The sequence below is a fragment of the Ruegeria sp. CDSB086 genome (genome assembly GCF_059611065.1).
Window position 1 is genome coordinate 83,483 of record NZ_JBXWOV010000006.1, and the last position, 13,641, is coordinate 97,123.

12 protein-coding genes are annotated in these 13,641 nt (G+C 56.0%); 9 read left to right on the plus strand and 3 right to left on the minus strand.

What is annotated here, in order from left to right; genetic code table 11:
* The first annotated feature begins 7 nt into the window (after positions 1–7).
* From AC2FIO_RS13425 to AC2FIO_RS13435, 3 genes are read left to right on the plus strand one after another with little or no spacing between them, the layout of a single operon-like run.
* The gene (locus AC2FIO_RS13425) at positions 8–613 is read left to right on the plus strand and encodes a PepSY domain-containing protein (RefSeq protein WP_282171118.1); all 606 of its coding nucleotides are present in this window, start codon (positions 8–10) and stop codon (positions 611–613) included.
* Positions 614–650: 37 nt separating this feature from the next.
* Positions 651–1,310 carry a response regulator gene (locus tag AC2FIO_RS13430; protein WP_058278674.1) on the plus strand — a complete coding sequence of 220 codons (660 nt, stop codon included), beginning with the start codon at positions 651–653 and terminating at the stop codon, positions 1,308–1,310.
* The gene (locus AC2FIO_RS13435; RefSeq protein WP_282120599.1) at positions 1,310–2,644 is read left to right on the plus strand and encodes a sensor histidine kinase; all 1,335 of its coding nucleotides are present in this window, start codon (positions 1,310–1,312) and stop codon (positions 2,642–2,644) included. The genes AC2FIO_RS13430 and AC2FIO_RS13435 overlap by 1 nt, the downstream gene beginning before the upstream one ends.
* A 940-nt stretch (positions 2,645–3,584) precedes the next feature.
* On the opposite strand, the gene AC2FIO_RS13440 is transcribed toward AC2FIO_RS13435, so the two are convergent.
* Positions 3,585–4,607: a permease gene (locus AC2FIO_RS13440; RefSeq protein ID WP_496698213.1), complete on the minus strand. Its 1,023-nt coding sequence runs from the start codon at positions 4,605–4,607 to the stop codon at positions 3,585–3,587.
* Positions 4,608–4,692: 85 nt separating this feature from the next.
* On the opposite strand from AC2FIO_RS13440, the gene AC2FIO_RS13445 reads away from it, so the two are divergent.
* Positions 4,693–5,550, plus strand: coding sequence for a LysR substrate-binding domain-containing protein (locus tag AC2FIO_RS13445; protein WP_496698215.1), 858 nt, complete (start codon positions 4,693–4,695; stop codon positions 5,548–5,550).
* Positions 5,551–5,832: 282 nt separating this feature from the next.
* On the opposite strand, the gene AC2FIO_RS13450 is transcribed toward AC2FIO_RS13445, so the two are convergent.
* Positions 5,833–6,447: a TetR/AcrR family transcriptional regulator gene (locus AC2FIO_RS13450; RefSeq protein ID WP_496698217.1), complete on the minus strand. Its 615-nt coding sequence runs from the start codon at positions 6,445–6,447 to the stop codon at positions 5,833–5,835.
* Positions 6,448–6,538: 91 nt separating this feature from the next.
* Between AC2FIO_RS13450 and AC2FIO_RS13455 the strand changes: the two genes are divergently transcribed.
* The 3 genes from AC2FIO_RS13455 to AC2FIO_RS13465 are packed head-to-tail and all read left to right on the plus strand — an operon-like array spanning position 6,539 to position 10,591.
* Positions 6,539–8,584 carry an oxidoreductase gene (locus tag AC2FIO_RS13455; protein ID WP_496698219.1) on the plus strand — a complete coding sequence of 682 codons (2,046 nt, stop codon included), beginning with the start codon at positions 6,539–6,541 and terminating at the stop codon, positions 8,582–8,584.
* A gap of 1 nt (position 8,585) precedes the next feature.
* Entirely contained in the window at positions 8,586–9,623 is a 1,038-nt protein-coding gene (locus tag AC2FIO_RS13460) for a trans-3-hydroxy-L-proline dehydratase (protein ID WP_496698221.1), read from the plus strand.
* Between the two features lie 2 nt (positions 9,624–9,625).
* Positions 9,626–10,591, plus strand: a complete 966-nt coding sequence (locus AC2FIO_RS13465; RefSeq protein ID WP_496698223.1) for an ornithine cyclodeaminase family protein — start codon at positions 9,626–9,628, stop codon at positions 10,589–10,591.
* A gap of 370 nt (positions 10,592–10,961) precedes the next feature.
* Here the strand turns inward: AC2FIO_RS13465 and AC2FIO_RS13470 are convergent, their stop codons facing one another.
* Positions 10,962–11,411, minus strand: coding sequence for a MarR family winged helix-turn-helix transcriptional regulator (locus AC2FIO_RS13470; protein WP_496698225.1), 450 nt, complete (start codon positions 11,409–11,411; stop codon positions 10,962–10,964).
* A gap of 145 nt (positions 11,412–11,556) precedes the next feature.
* Here AC2FIO_RS13470 and AC2FIO_RS13475 point away from each other — a divergent pair, with 145 nt between their 5' ends.
* Together AC2FIO_RS13475 and AC2FIO_RS13480 are read left to right on the plus strand one after the other, a co-directional pair.
* Positions 11,557–12,099 carry a hypothetical protein gene (locus AC2FIO_RS13475; RefSeq protein ID WP_496698227.1) on the plus strand — a complete coding sequence of 181 codons (543 nt, stop codon included), beginning with the start codon at positions 11,557–11,559 and terminating at the stop codon, positions 12,097–12,099.
* A gap of 200 nt (positions 12,100–12,299) precedes the next feature.
* Positions 12,300–13,640, plus strand: coding sequence for an efflux RND transporter periplasmic adaptor subunit (locus AC2FIO_RS13480; protein WP_496698229.1), 1,341 nt, complete (start codon positions 12,300–12,302; stop codon positions 13,638–13,640).
* The last annotated feature ends 1 nt before the right edge of the window (position 13,641 follow it).

Sequence of the window (13,641 nt, forward strand, 5' to 3'; positions counted from 1 at the left end):
ACTGAGGATGAGAAATTTTTTTATCATCGCTTGTCTGTTCGCCTTTCTCCAAGTCGGGGACGGGCATGCTGCTGTGCGCGAACTAAAGCAGTCCGAATTGCGCAAAGTGACAACGTCGGGCAGCACCATCAGGTTGAAGAGGGTTCTTAAAGGCGTTGAAAGAGTCTTTGGCGGAACGCCGGTTGATGCGCGTGCGTTTCAGACTGACAAGGTCTACTATCGGATCCTTGTAAAGAAACCCAACGGCAAGATCATCAGTGTTATCGTGAATGCTCAAACCGGTGTGGTTGTGCCCAATCGTTCAAATATCGGACGCCAGATTTCCAATGCAGCCAAGTCCACACCCGGCAATTCTGCCAAATCCAACTCGCAAGGACAGGCCAGCAGTAAGGGCAATCAGAGCAACAATAGCGGCGGCAATGGTAACGGCAACTCGGGCGGCAACGGCAACGGTAACTCTGGCGGCAACGGCAACTCCGGTGGCAACGGCAACTCTGGCGGTAACGGCAACTCAGGTGGCAACGGCAACGGCAACTCTGGCGGCAACGGCAACAGCGGTGGCAACGGTAACGGCAACTCCGGCGGCAACGGTAATGGTGGTGGCAAAAAATAGTGGTTAAAATTTCGGTCGCAGGCCTATAGAAAAAAGTATGAGAGTATTACTCGCTGAAGATGAACCGCACCTTTGTGAGCAGATCAAAAAGCTGCTGAACGCTGAAGGCCGAGTGGTCGATATCGTCCACAATGGCATTGACGCCCAGCATCTGGGAACTACAGAACCATATGATATGATCATCCTCGATCTCGGGCTTCCGGAACGAGATGGCATCTCTGTTTTGCGCGACTGGCGCAGCGCAGGCGTAAAAACTCCGGTATTGATCCTGACGGCACGTGATGGGTGGAGCGAACGGGTCGACGGGTTGGATGCTGGTGCGGATGATTACATGACCAAACCATTCCATTTGCCCGAGCTGGCCGCGCGTGTCCGCGCCATCTTGCGCCGTCAGAGTGGGCAGCTTAACCCCATTATCGAGATGGGCAACGTCATTCTTGATACACGTAATGGACGGGTGACTGTTGAAGGTGTTCCGATCGATTTAACCGCCCAGGAGATTGCTGTTCTGACTTACCTGGCCCATAACGCCGGTCGCCTGATTCCAAGATCCGAGCTTTCAGAGCATATCTACGAATACAATGGTGACCGGGACTCGAATACCATCGCGGTTTTCATAAACCGACTGCGTAACAAGTTGGGACCTGACCTGATCACGACGGTTCGGGGTCGCGGATACATGATCGATTCACTCTGATGTTGTCATTGCGTCAACGGGCATTGCTTGGGGGGATTGCGTCCGGGGCCTTGTCGGTTGGCGTGGGCACACTCGCGGTGTTTTCATTCATCGATTCCCGAGTTTCAAACAGGTTCGACGCCACGCTTCTAGATCGCCACACCCAGCTTGTTGTCGGGCTGAGCGTCACGACCCAAGACCCGGATGCCCTGCGTGATCTCATGTTTGATCCGGCATACAGTGCGCCATATTCCGGCAGATACTGGCAGGTCACCAGCGGCGACGGAGAGGTTTTCACGTCGGCGTCTCTGTTTGATGAAACAATCGCCGAGCCACCCAACGCCTCAGAAAACGCAACCCTTTGGAACACTTCGGGCCCCGAGGGCGAAGCGCTGCGCAGCGCGTACCAACAGATTACCTTCGAAGATGACACTGTCTGGGGCATAAGTGTTGCTGAAAGCCAGGCGCAATTGGTCAACGAAAGACAGGCGGCACAGCGCAGTCTTCTGCCAGTGTTTGGGTTGGTTGGCCTGATCGGCGTTGCGAGCTCATTGATGCTGATGTCTGTCATCCTGGGGCCTCTTCGTAAATTGCGCAGGGATGTGGCTTATCGTTGGGACGCTGATGACGACCTGAAACCAAAGGATTATCCGGAGGAAGTGGCCCCTTTGGTTAATGACTTGAATCAGCTTTTGCGTCGCAATAGGGACATTGTGTCCGGATCACGCAGGCAAGCCGCTGATCTGGCACATGCTTTGAAAACACCTGCCACTATTCTGAGAAATGAATTGCAGGCTATGTCCCAGTCCGGCGTCGACACAAATATCGCTGACGAAGCTCTTGATCGAATCGACGCTCAACTCGGTCGGTCACTCGCGCGCATCCGAGCTCTAAACACAGCTGAGTTGACGCATTCGCGAACGGATATTTCACACTCAGTCGAACGTCTCGCACGGCTGTTTTCAACGATTGCCGAAAGAGAAGGCAAAAAGCTGGACGTCAAAAGCGACCCCGAACTCTGGGTGCGCATGGATACGCAAGATATCGAAGAGGTTCTTGGAAACTTGTTGGATAACGCAGTCAAATGGTGTCGCGGCCAAGTAAGACTGATTGCGAAACGTCGGGAATACTGCGTCGAGATCTGTATCGAAGATGACGGGCCGGGTATTCCAGAGGACGCAATACGCGAAGCATTGCGCTCTGGTGGGCGGCTTGACACTTCGGTGAGAGGCAGCGGGCTGGGGCTGGCAATAGCGGTTGATCTTCTCAATGCATATGGTGCGCACTTTGACTTGGGAAAATCTGTCTCGCTTGGAGGTTTAAGCGGTCGGGTGGTGATTCCAACCAAGTCATAAGCGGCGACGGCTCAGAGAATGAGTGGCTCAATGTGTGGATTTCTGAGCAGCCTCATCTGACTGGTCCAGTTTGATTGTTAGTGCATTGTTGGCCTCTGATCCATTGGGATTATAGTTTCCGGGGCTGGTGGGCGATAGCCCAGTGCGCTGTGGGGTCTCTTGATGTTGTTGTGCTTTCCTTGAGATATTGGCTGCAGCGTCGATGAATGGCCGCCATTCAATTTGGGTCAGAAATGCTTGACGTTTGGGTCAGAATTGAATGACGTGATTCACCGATTTATTGAGGTTTTGACAGTCGATTGAGTCAAAGGTCAGTGACGTTCCACATTTCCTGTTGAACGTCACACGAACCTGACCCAACCGTCACAGTTGGACCAGAAGAGCAGTGAACGTTCCACATCAGAAGGCGCCCCCAACGTTGGACATCAGTTGAATTTGATCTTTGAGTCATCAACTAACACGCCGTCCCGATTTCATACTCCCGCAGACATTTTGTTTTGATCTGACTTCCATATCGGAAAACCAGAGCTGATTTGTAGGTCAGACGGCCAAGCTGCCTGTTCCTGCTAATCTGCCACGTGGCGAACGCGGGAGGGGGCGAGGCAACGCTATTCGGCAGGGGTGGTGTGGCCCGGAGGCACAGCCGAGGACACGGCCCTGTCTAAAAGAGTTGCCCGAGGGGGAGGCAACGGACTCACCCTAACGGCCAGGGGCGTTTGGCTTGTCCAAATCCCGCTGGCCCACGGAAGGAAAGTGATGAGGTGGAAGGTCTGCCGCCATTTGCGATTGATCCCTTCTGTCAAAGTTCGTGGTTCGTTACGATGCGGTAAATCATCCAGTGGTTGCAGAAAGCTGCCATTCGAGACGCGGTTCGAAGACGACTGCAACGCGGGACTTTGCTGCCGTTCGCTGAACGTCTGCGTCCCGTTAACGCTGAATCTCAGACGATCCACCCAAAGACATACCCCGCCCCGAGCGACCCTAGAACTGCAAGCAACAGATAGAGCATGAATGGTTGCAATTTGAGCACCGGTGCGATGGCCATAGCACCCCAGATGCTGACCGCGCCGCCCGAAACAAGGAACGCCATTGCCGCGCCTTCGGACATGCCGTTGTCGATCAACCCGCGTGTCAGTGGGAGCGCGGCGTAACCGTCGATATAGGCCGGGGCACCGACGAAGACAGCGGCGGGTATGGCCCACCATTTGTCTTCGCCAACATATGCAGCCAGTGCGCCCGGCGTAAGGGCCGCGTTCAAGGCATACTCCGCGGCAAATGCCGGGATCAGGCAAATCAGGATAAGCCGCGTAGTTGCCCAAACCTGTTTGCTGAAGGAATGACGTCGCGCCTCAGACCGCCAGACCCAAGGATCAAAGGGCTGATCTTCGCCGCATCGTGCAGCACTTAGCTGGCGCGCCAGGCCATTGTCCCGAAGCGCATTCATGGCCCAGGGCGTCTTGGCGAACAGGCCGGTGATCGCGCCACCGAATAGACCCAATCCGAAGGCGGCAAGCGTCTTGCCAATCGCAAAGCTCAGACCAAGGGTTGCCGCTGTTGTCGCGAGCATTGCAGGGTCCGTTATCGGAGAAGACAGCCAGAAGGCCATGATCGGGGCGAGTGGTACGCCCGCAGCCAGCAATCCGGCCATCAAAGGCAGCACGGTCACACCGCATACGGGCGTGATGGCTCCAATGAGCGAGGCCGCCAAAACCGTTCTCAGTGTCCTGCCCTCGAAGGCACCAGCGATGTGAGTATCCGCGCCGCTTGCGATGATCCAGGCTGCAAGCACGATGCCCGGAATGACGATGGGGGCCACGACAATCAGGCCCCTTAGGACAAACTTTGCTGCGTTTACCGCGTGTTCCGGCCAGGCAAGACCGACGCCTGCCAGCAGCAGCAAAGACACGCCCCACACCAGGGGTTTCCGGTTAGATGGTTGGTGGGCAGCTGTCTGATCTGACATGGGATACTCCTCTGACCTTGAAAAATAGTGCGGCACAAGGCATCTGTGAAACGCATAGTTTCAATTTCCGGTATTGGAAAAACAGATGGGAAATCTGGATAGCGATCTTCTGCGAACCTTTGTCGCCGTGGCTGATGCCGGAAGCGTCACGGACGGTGCTGCCCGCATCCACCGGTCGCAATCTGCGACAAGTCTTCAGATCAAGCGCCTCGAAGCGATCCTGGGTCAGCCGGTCTTTGACAGGCATGGTCGCGGGGTGGTCCTGAGCGACACGGGACGAAAGCTATTTCCAGTTGCGCAGGAGGTGACGGCGCGTCTCGACGCGGCACTACGAGAGATTTCACAGAACACAGTAAGCGGCAGACTGCGTTTGGGCATACCCGACGATCATGGGCGCGCCAGGCTTGCGGCGATCATTGCGACCTTTGCCCGTCAAAATCCGAAAGTCGAACTGGATGTCACCTGCGCCTTGAGCACAAGTTTTCCAGAAGCCCTCAATAAGGGGTCGCTGGACCTTGCGGTCTATGAGGTCGAAAGCCCGTCCAGTCACGAGGAGGTTGTTTATGAAGACCCGACATGTTGGGTGTCGTCGGCGTACCGGCACTTTCGGGCCGATGAAAGCCTTCCAGTGGCCTTGTTCGATCATGCGTGCTGGTGGCACGACGCGGCGGTCGTTTCATTGCAAGCCCGTGGAAAGCCATATCGCGTTGTCTACTCCAGCCAAAGCGTCTCTGGTGTGATTGCAGCAGTAGAAGCCGGGATCGCAGTGGGTCTGCTCGGTCGCTCCTCGCTGCACGGCGGTCTATCGGTGGTGAACGATGCATTGGGCCTCGGAAACACGCCTGCCTCCAAGCTGGTGATGGCATCCAGCAAGCCGAAAGAACAGGGGCCTCAGGACGCTATGAAGGCCGCGATCCGAGCCGCATTTATGGCCAAACCATGAAAAAACCGACCTTCCCTGCACTCTGTCGAATGGGCAAGTCGGGCTCACAGTCAGATTTCGCCGCTCGATGAATGAACTACGGCTGACCAGCAAGGCTCCCTTTGGCAATGACATCATCGAATTGGGAAGGTGCGAACAAAGCCCCATTTCGCCGCGTTTGTTCCAAAGTCAGGTATGGCGAGACCCGAACGAATACCGATTTACGCTCAACTGTGCAGCATACGAGTGCGAATAGTCTCGCAAAAAATGAGAGAGGCTTGGCCCATAACCTCAGACGCCGGTTTAGCGGTGACGCTCTAAGAACGCGTCTTTTTCGGCCTGCGTTGGCATGTCGCCTGAAAATATCTCGACATATCGGCATCCAGCTACCGCTCGTTGTGAACGAGGCTCTGTCACATGCATGGAATAATACCCGGTCTGTGTTAGAAGCACGGTGAGCGCACGGTAATGGGCCGCGTCCCCTGTTATTCCAAATCGTTCAAACAGGGCTTTGACTGCAACCAACCGATCTTCGTCAGATTTGTCGACGAAGGTTTGCAGCCGTGGATCGTTGCGCGCCCAGTTACGGATTGCAAGATCCAGCGGCGCATCGAAAAGATCTTGGTCAATCCAGCAATCAATTAGGTTAAATAGACCCGCGCAGAGACTGTCGGCTGGAACTGCGCACCGCTCCAAGATGACGCCAGTGTTCCGGTTCTGCCAGATGTCTAGGATGGCGTCATGAAGATCGGACAGATCCTTGAAGTGCCAATAGAAACCAGTGCGCGTCAAATTGAGTGTTTTTGCGAGCGGCATGATCTTCACCGCCTCAATCCCATCGCTCACGAAGAGCGCATAGGCGGCGTCAATCCATGTTTCTCGGGTCGCGCGGGCCTTGGCTGTTTCGTCCTTTTTCATAGTTGGATTCTTAAAGAACTTGACAGTGGTGTCAATTACGGAAATGTTAACTTGACACAAGTGTCAATAATCAACACTTAGGGAGGCCACAATGTCCACTGATCCATTGCTTCAACCTTATCAGTTGAAACACCTCACATTGCGCAATCGGATCATGACGACCAGCCATGAACCTGCCTACCCACAAGACGGCATGCCCAAGGAACGCTACGCGGCCTATCACGCCGAACGGGCCAAGGCGGGTGTGGCCCTTGCGATGACGGCGGGGTCCGCTGCGGTCAGCCGAGACAGCCCACCCGTGTTCAACAATATCCTTGCCTTTAAGGATGAGGTTGTACCGTGGATCCAAAACCTGACAGACGCGGTGCATGAACATGACTGCGCTGTGATGATCCAGTTGACCCACTTGGGGCGGCGCACGAGTTGGAACAAGGGCGATTGGTTGCCGTCTGTGTCATCGTCAAAACACCGCGAACCTGCCCACCACGCTTTTCCAAAGTTGATCGAGGATTGGGACATTGATCGGATTGTATCTGACTTCGCTGATGCTGCGCAGCGGATGCAGGCGGGCGGTATGGACGGGATCGAGTTGCAGGTTTACGGTCATTTATTGGACCAATTCTGGTCACCGCTGACCAATGATCTGACGGGTCCATATGGTGCTGACACGCTCGAAAATCGCATGCGGTTCCCGCTCGATGTGGTCGAGGCAATCCGCAAGCGCGTCGGCGCAGACTTTATCGTCGGGCTGCGCTACACGGCTGATGAGGCGCAAAAGGGTGGCATCACCCACGACGAGGGGTTGGAGATTTCAAAACGCATCTCGGCCACGGGGCAGGTTGATTTTCTGAACGTGATCAGGGGACGCATCCATACCGATCCAGCTTTGACGGATATGATTCCTGTTCAAGGTATGAAGTCTGCTCCGCACCTCGATTTCGCAGGAGAAGTGCGCAAGGCAACGGGTATGCCAACCTTCCACGCCGCTCGCATCCCTGACGTGGCCACTGCGCGACATGCTGTGCAAGCTGGTTTGCTCGATATGGTCGGCATGACCCGCGCTCACATGGCTGATCCACACATCGTGCGCAAAATCATTGAAGGGCGTGAAGATGACATTCGCCCCTGCGTTGGCGCGACGTACTGCCTTGACCGCATTTATCAAGCAGGCGAGGCGTTATGCATCCACAACGCTGCTACCGGGCGTGAATTATCGATGCCGCATGAGATTGCAAAAGCGGGGGTTGCGAAGAAGGTTGTAATCGTCGGAGCAGGTCCAGCGGGGTTGGAAGCCGCTCGCATCGCCGCAGAACGTGGCCATGCTGTGACTGTGTTTGAGGCTGCAGATGCGCCCGGTGGACAGGTGCGCCTGACCGCACAAACACCTAGCCGCCGGGAGATGACCGGGATCATTGATTGGCGCATGGCGCAATGTGCAGCACGTGATGTGATATTCCATTTCAACACCTGGGCCGAGGCCGACGACATCACCACCCTCAACCCGGATGTGGTCATTGTGGCGACGGGCGGCATACCCAATCTGGAACTGTATGAACAGAAAGGTGAGCAGGCGAATGTTGTTTCCACCTGGGATCTGATCTCGGGCGATGTAAAGCCCGCGGGCAAGGTTCTCATCTACGACGAAAGCGGTGATCATCCAGCTTTGCAAGCCGCTGAGATTGCCGCAAATGCGGGGTCCGCGGTCGAGGTTATGACGCCGGACCGCAGTGTCTCTCCGGGCGTGATGGCGATGAATTTGGTGCCTTACATGCGCGCGCTTCAGGATAAGGACGTGACCTTTACCATCGCGCGGCGCTTGATGGGGGTTGTGCGCAGTGGCAACACATTGACCGCCACAATTGGGACCGATTACAGCGATTACAGTTACGAGACCCAGGTCGATCAGGTTGTCGTGAACTATGGCACCTTGCCGCTCGACGATCTGTATTTTGATCTCAAACCATCGTCGTCGAATTTAGGCGAGGTCAACTATGACGCGCTGATCGAGGGCACTCCGCAAACCATTCAGCGCAATGAAGCAGGCACCTTCCAACTGTTCCGCATTGGCGATGCAGTATCGGCACGCAACACACATGCGGCGATCTATGACGCCTTGCGTTTGGTAAAGGATATCTAGCATGCGCAGCAGCAAAACCATTCACGTCGTATCCTGCCATGCAGAAGGCGAAGTCGGCGATGTGATCGTTGGCGGGGTGGCATCGCCACCCGGCGAGACCCTTTGGGAACAACGCAGTTGGATCGCCAAGGATCAGACCCTCCGCAACTTCATGCTGAACGAGCCACGCGGTGGCGTGTTTCGCCATGTGAATCTTTTGGTCCCTCCGGTGCATCCAGAGGCACAAATGGGCTGGATCATCATGGAACCAGAAGACACGCCGCCGATGTCCGGGTCCAACTCGATCTGTGTCTCAACGGTACTGCTGGATAGCGGGATCATTCCAATGACCGAACCCGTAACCAAGATGGTACTCGAAGCACCCGGTGGACTGGTCCGCGTGCACGCCGAGTGCCGGAACGGCAAGGCAGAGCGGATCACCGTGCGCAATCTGCCATCCTTTGCGGGTGCGTTGCGCGTGCCTTTGGATGTGAAGGGTATCGGCCAATTAACCGTCGACACAGCCTTTGGCGGTGACAGCTTTGTTGTGGTGGATGCGGCAACCCTCGGGTTCGAACTTGTCGCGTCCGAGGCCAGGGCGCTGGCAGAACTTGGCGTGTCGATTACTAATGCGGCCAATGCACAGCTAATGCTCCGCCATCCAACCAATCCCGATTGGAAACATTTCTCCTTTTGCCTGTTCGCAGGACCAATCACACGCGAAGGGAGCCACCTGACCACCTCGGCTGCCGTCGCGATCCAGCCTGGAAAAATCGACCGCTCACCTACGGGTACAGCCGCCTCTGCACGCATGGCACTGCTTCATGCACGCGGCGAGATGCAAGTGGGGGAGACCTTCACGGCCCGTTCAATCATTAACTCGGAATTCCACGGACGGATCGCCGAGAGAACTACGCTAGGTGACACGCCCGCGATAATCCCTGAAATCACGGGCCGCGCGTGGATTACAGGCACACATCAGCATATGCTTGATCCCAAAGACCCCTGGCCCGAAGGGTACCGCCTGAGTGATACTTGGCCCGATTTGAAGGGGAGTTGAGAATGGCCGATATGAACATCCCTTATTTGTCGCAGGACGATATGATCGGATTGGGTCTAACCACCGAGCAAATCGTCGATAGCATCGAATGTGCTATTCGTGGGAGCGTGAACGGCACTGTCTGGGGCGCACCTAAAGCAGTGATCACGCCACCTGATGATCCGCGTTATATGATGGCCGCTCTGGCGGCGATGGATGATCCATCTCTACTTGCTGTCAAAACGGTTGTGCTGAACCCCGAAAACAACGCAAACGGTCTGCCGCAGATCAACGGTCTTGTGACAATGCTCGACAGCGTCACGGGATTGCCGGCTGCCGTGCTTGATGGCAACTGGATCACGGAGGTGCGCACGGCGGGGCTTAGTGCGATGGCTGCAAAATATATGGCCAACTCGGATGCAAAAACCATCGGCTTTGTGGGGTGCGGTGCTCAGGCACGCAGCCACCTTGACGCATTTGCCGACATCTTCGACCTTGAACACATGTGCTATTTTGGCCGCGGCCAGGCCAATCAGGACCGGCTCGCAGAGCAAGCCAAAGCACGTGGCATACCTTCGACTGCGTGTGCTTCCGGGCAAGAGGTTGCGGCCAGCTGCGACTTGCTGGTGACCACCGTCACACATACTGGCGGTGCAGCCCCGTTTCTCGACGCGTCTGGGATGAAGGCAGGGTCATTTGCGGCTGTCGTCGATCTTGCTGCCCCGTGGAAGCGCGACAGCCTTGGCACGCTCGATTGCGTCGTGATCGATGACCTCAAGCAAGAAGCTTCGTTGCCCAACAAGCTGTGTGATCCTGGGTTCATCCACGGTGATCTAGCTGGTTTGGTGACTGGCGAAACAAATGGACGCAACGCGCGTGAGGATCGAACAGCATTCATCTTTCGTGGACACGCGCTAGGTGATTTAGCGTTGTCCGTATTGGTTTTGGAAACGCATCGGAAACGCGACGCCGGTCGTCTGACGATGTAAGCAGATCAACTCACGTTTCCTACCCGTTTCAAAGAAGCCGACGTCCATACAATCTGCAGCATTGGTCACTCTGGGCTCTCTCCGGACCTTTGCCGTACGGTGTTCAAAGGACAGCGAAGCGGATTTTTCTTCCTTAAGGGAGGGTTTCAGGCACACCGTAACCACCAGGGGGTGGAGATGAGACAGAAACTCGGAACCGGTAAGAAGCGCCTTGCCGGTGGCAGGGTCCGTGTAGCGACATCGACCGAGGTTAAAGATCTGCGGAGAATGACGGCTTCGTGTCCAATGTGTCGAATGATGCGCAAAGAACGAGCGTCCGCTCGGCAGTCAAACCTACACTCACAAACGCGACAGTTCTGCCTCCATATTTTTAGTCAGGTGTCTCGATCGTCGGCGGGCCACCACCAAGCGCTCTGCTGAGTTGCTCTGTGAGCGCGAAGAGCCGTTTGCTGTCCTCTGATCCCAGGATGTTTTCTATTAACTTGTCGCCGTCTTCCCAAACCTCTGCGACTCCCAGCAAAACCGACTGTCCGCTAGGTGTGATTTTGATCACATCAGTGCGCCGGTCTGTAGGACTAGTCTCGCGTTGCACATATCCAAGTGCTTCAAGCCTGGAAATCATTGAGCTCATGGTTCCAGGTGAGACGCTGAAATGTTTGACGAGGTGCTGCTGAGAGGATGGTCCAATCTTCTGCAGCGCATCCAGAACAAGGGCTTGGCGATGCCGTATCCCGGACGATCCAAGCAAGCTTTCCAGTTGCTTTTCCAAAATCGCAGCTGAGTGTAGGAAGGGATGGATTCGTGCGTGCTGACGTTTCATGGGCTCACTTTGAGAAATCTTGTGTATTAATTACAGTGATTTAAGTAATTTGTCAAATTAGTTCTAATTGAAATAGTTTGGCTTGAAAGTATATTGAAGTGTAATTAAACTATCCCCTTCAATCAGCCTTAGAAAAGGACACACAATGCGATTTACGCTGTTCACAGCCACGCTGCTTGGTGCGGCAGGCGTTGCCAATGCTGACGCACCACAGGTTCCGTCAGAAGCACCATATATCGTCCTCAGTGAAAACCACGACGAACCAAACGGATATGGGTTTTGCATTGATACATATGGGGCCGGGCAGTCTGATCTTTTGCAGACCCATTCTTGCAAACCGTCCAGTGAGGGTGAACCACGCAGCTATGAAGGCCATGACACGCGTTTTGAGTACAACGCAGACACCATGCAGGTCGTATCTTACCCATTTGAAGGCTTCTGCATGCAGGCCTTAATCGCTACAGGAAAGTCGGAATTTGCACTGTTGGAATGCAGTGATCATCCTCGCCAAAAGTTCATATACGACGAAACAGATCAGACTCTGCGACTAAACGAGGATCAAGCTAATTGCGTGGTAGTAGCATCGGAAACAGTCCCAGCGGGTCCGTGGGTGAAACGGCCACTCTCGTTGGAATCCTGCGATGAGGTCGAGGCGTCTCTAAAGCAGTGGAGCATTGTCACTGAATGACGCATAGCGGGGTATTCTCCGCGCCGTTCACTCCCATGTGCTGTCCTCAGTTTTGTGACCATGCGCTTCTTGCCATCACGGAATTGAAAGCTGCAGGCGCCCCTATCCGATCCGCGCCGCGCCCAGTGCTATTTCGTCAGCTTCAAAACGGCAATGCGTGCCGAGTTCTCAGCTGCCCTAGCTCAAGATGGAGCTGTTTTATGAACTTCCGCCCATTGATGATCCTGCCTCCACTCGTGATTGCTGTGCTCGGCTTCTACTGGATGACTCGGGAACAGTCCGAGGACGTCACCCGTCACGAAGAAACCCGTCTCGCGGTGCGCGCGATGGAGATCCTACCGCAACCAGTTTCGGCCACTGTCATCGGCTATGGACGGGTCGAGCCAGCCCGGGACTGGTCGGCCGTTTCCGAGGTCGAGGGGCGGATCGACGCGATCCCCGGGGACCTTGCCGTCGGAAGCGTCGTCGAAGCCGGCGATGTGCTGTTCGAGATCGACGTGACTGATTACGAGCTTGCCCGCCAGAAGGCGCAGGCAAATATCACCTCGGTCGAGGCCCAGCTGCGCGAGAGCGAACGGCAGGAAGAAAACACCCGCAAGACGCTGGAGTTGCAGGAGCGGACGAAAGCTGTGGCGCAGAACGAGTATGACCGCGTCGCCTCGCTGGTTGAACGCGGCGCCTCGACACAGGCCGCGCTCGATACCGCGCAAAAAACCCTGCTGGCACAGTCGAATTCGGTGCTCACCCTGGAGAATACGCTGGCGCTCTATCCAGCGCAACGCGAGAGCCTGGAGGCGACACGCGCGGTGCGGATGTCCGAACTACGCGAGGCTGAGCGGTCGATCGAGAAAGCCAAGATCTCCGCGCCATTTCGCGGCCGGGTCTCAGAGATTGGCGTCGAGGCCGGACAGTTCGTTCGTACCGGCGACATATTGTTGGTCCTGGACGACACTTCGGCCGCCGAAGTAACCGCCGAGGTTCAGCCGAAAACCTTCGCGCCGATCTTTATGGCGGCACGCGGCAAGGGCGAGGCTCCCGCTGAGGGCATAGACACCTCCCGGGTCATGGAGTTCCTGACGGATGCCGGGATTTCGGCAGAAGTGCGCGTCTCGCTTGAAAACCGCGTCCTGTCATGGCCGGCGAAGTTGGAGCGTATGCGCGGCACACTCGACGCCGACACCGCAACGATGGGCGTTGTCGTCCGGGTCGAGGATCCGACAATCGGGCAGCCGCACCTGCAACGCGGCCCGCTTGAATCCGGTGCATTTGTCTCGGTCATCTTCAGCTCGGATCCGATGGAGAACACCATCGTCGTTCCGCGCAGCGCTTTGCGCTATGGCGACGATGGCGCTGCGTTTGTCTACCTCGCGGATGCGCAGGACCGGCTTGCCAAATCCGCGGTCAAGGTCGGTCATTCCATCGGCGAGGGCGCCATTATCCTCAGTGGGCTGGAGGGCGGCGACCGGCTGGTGCTGAGCGAGCCATCCCCGCCGGTGATCGGCATGGCGTTGGATCTTGTCATGCCCACGGCGGAGCAGTGAC

What these genes read in the sequence shown, in the direction of transcription:
- AC2FIO_RS13425 (WP_282171118.1), top strand. Translation starts at nt 8, where the DNA reads ATGAGAAATTTTTTTATCATCGCTTGTCTGTTCGCCTTTCTCCAAGTC.
- AC2FIO_RS13430 (WP_058278674.1), top strand. Translation starts at nt 651, where the DNA reads ATGAGAGTATTACTCGCTGAAGATGAACCGCACCTTTGTGAGCAGATC.
- AC2FIO_RS13435 (WP_282120599.1), top strand. Translation starts at nt 1,310, where the DNA reads ATGTTGTCATTGCGTCAACGGGCATTGCTTGGGGGGATTGCGTCCGGG.
- AC2FIO_RS13440 (WP_496698213.1), bottom strand. Translation starts at nt 4,607, where the DNA reads ATGTCAGATCAGACAGCTGCCCACCAACCATCTAACCGGAAACCCCTG.
- AC2FIO_RS13445 (WP_496698215.1), top strand. Translation starts at nt 4,693, where the DNA reads ATGGGAAATCTGGATAGCGATCTTCTGCGAACCTTTGTCGCCGTGGCT.
- AC2FIO_RS13450 (WP_496698217.1), bottom strand. Translation starts at nt 6,447, where the DNA reads ATGAAAAAGGACGAAACAGCCAAGGCCCGCGCGACCCGAGAAACATGG.
- AC2FIO_RS13455 (WP_496698219.1), top strand. Translation starts at nt 6,539, where the DNA reads ATGTCCACTGATCCATTGCTTCAACCTTATCAGTTGAAACACCTCACA.
- AC2FIO_RS13460 (WP_496698221.1), top strand. Translation starts at nt 8,586, where the DNA reads ATGCGCAGCAGCAAAACCATTCACGTCGTATCCTGCCATGCAGAAGGC.
- AC2FIO_RS13465 (WP_496698223.1), top strand. Translation starts at nt 9,626, where the DNA reads ATGGCCGATATGAACATCCCTTATTTGTCGCAGGACGATATGATCGGA.
- AC2FIO_RS13470 (WP_496698225.1), bottom strand. Translation starts at nt 11,411, where the DNA reads ATGAAACGTCAGCACGCACGAATCCATCCCTTCCTACACTCAGCTGCG.
- AC2FIO_RS13475 (WP_496698227.1), top strand. Translation starts at nt 11,557, where the DNA reads ATGCGATTTACGCTGTTCACAGCCACGCTGCTTGGTGCGGCAGGCGTT.
- AC2FIO_RS13480 (WP_496698229.1), top strand. Translation starts at nt 12,300, where the DNA reads ATGAACTTCCGCCCATTGATGATCCTGCCTCCACTCGTGATTGCTGTG.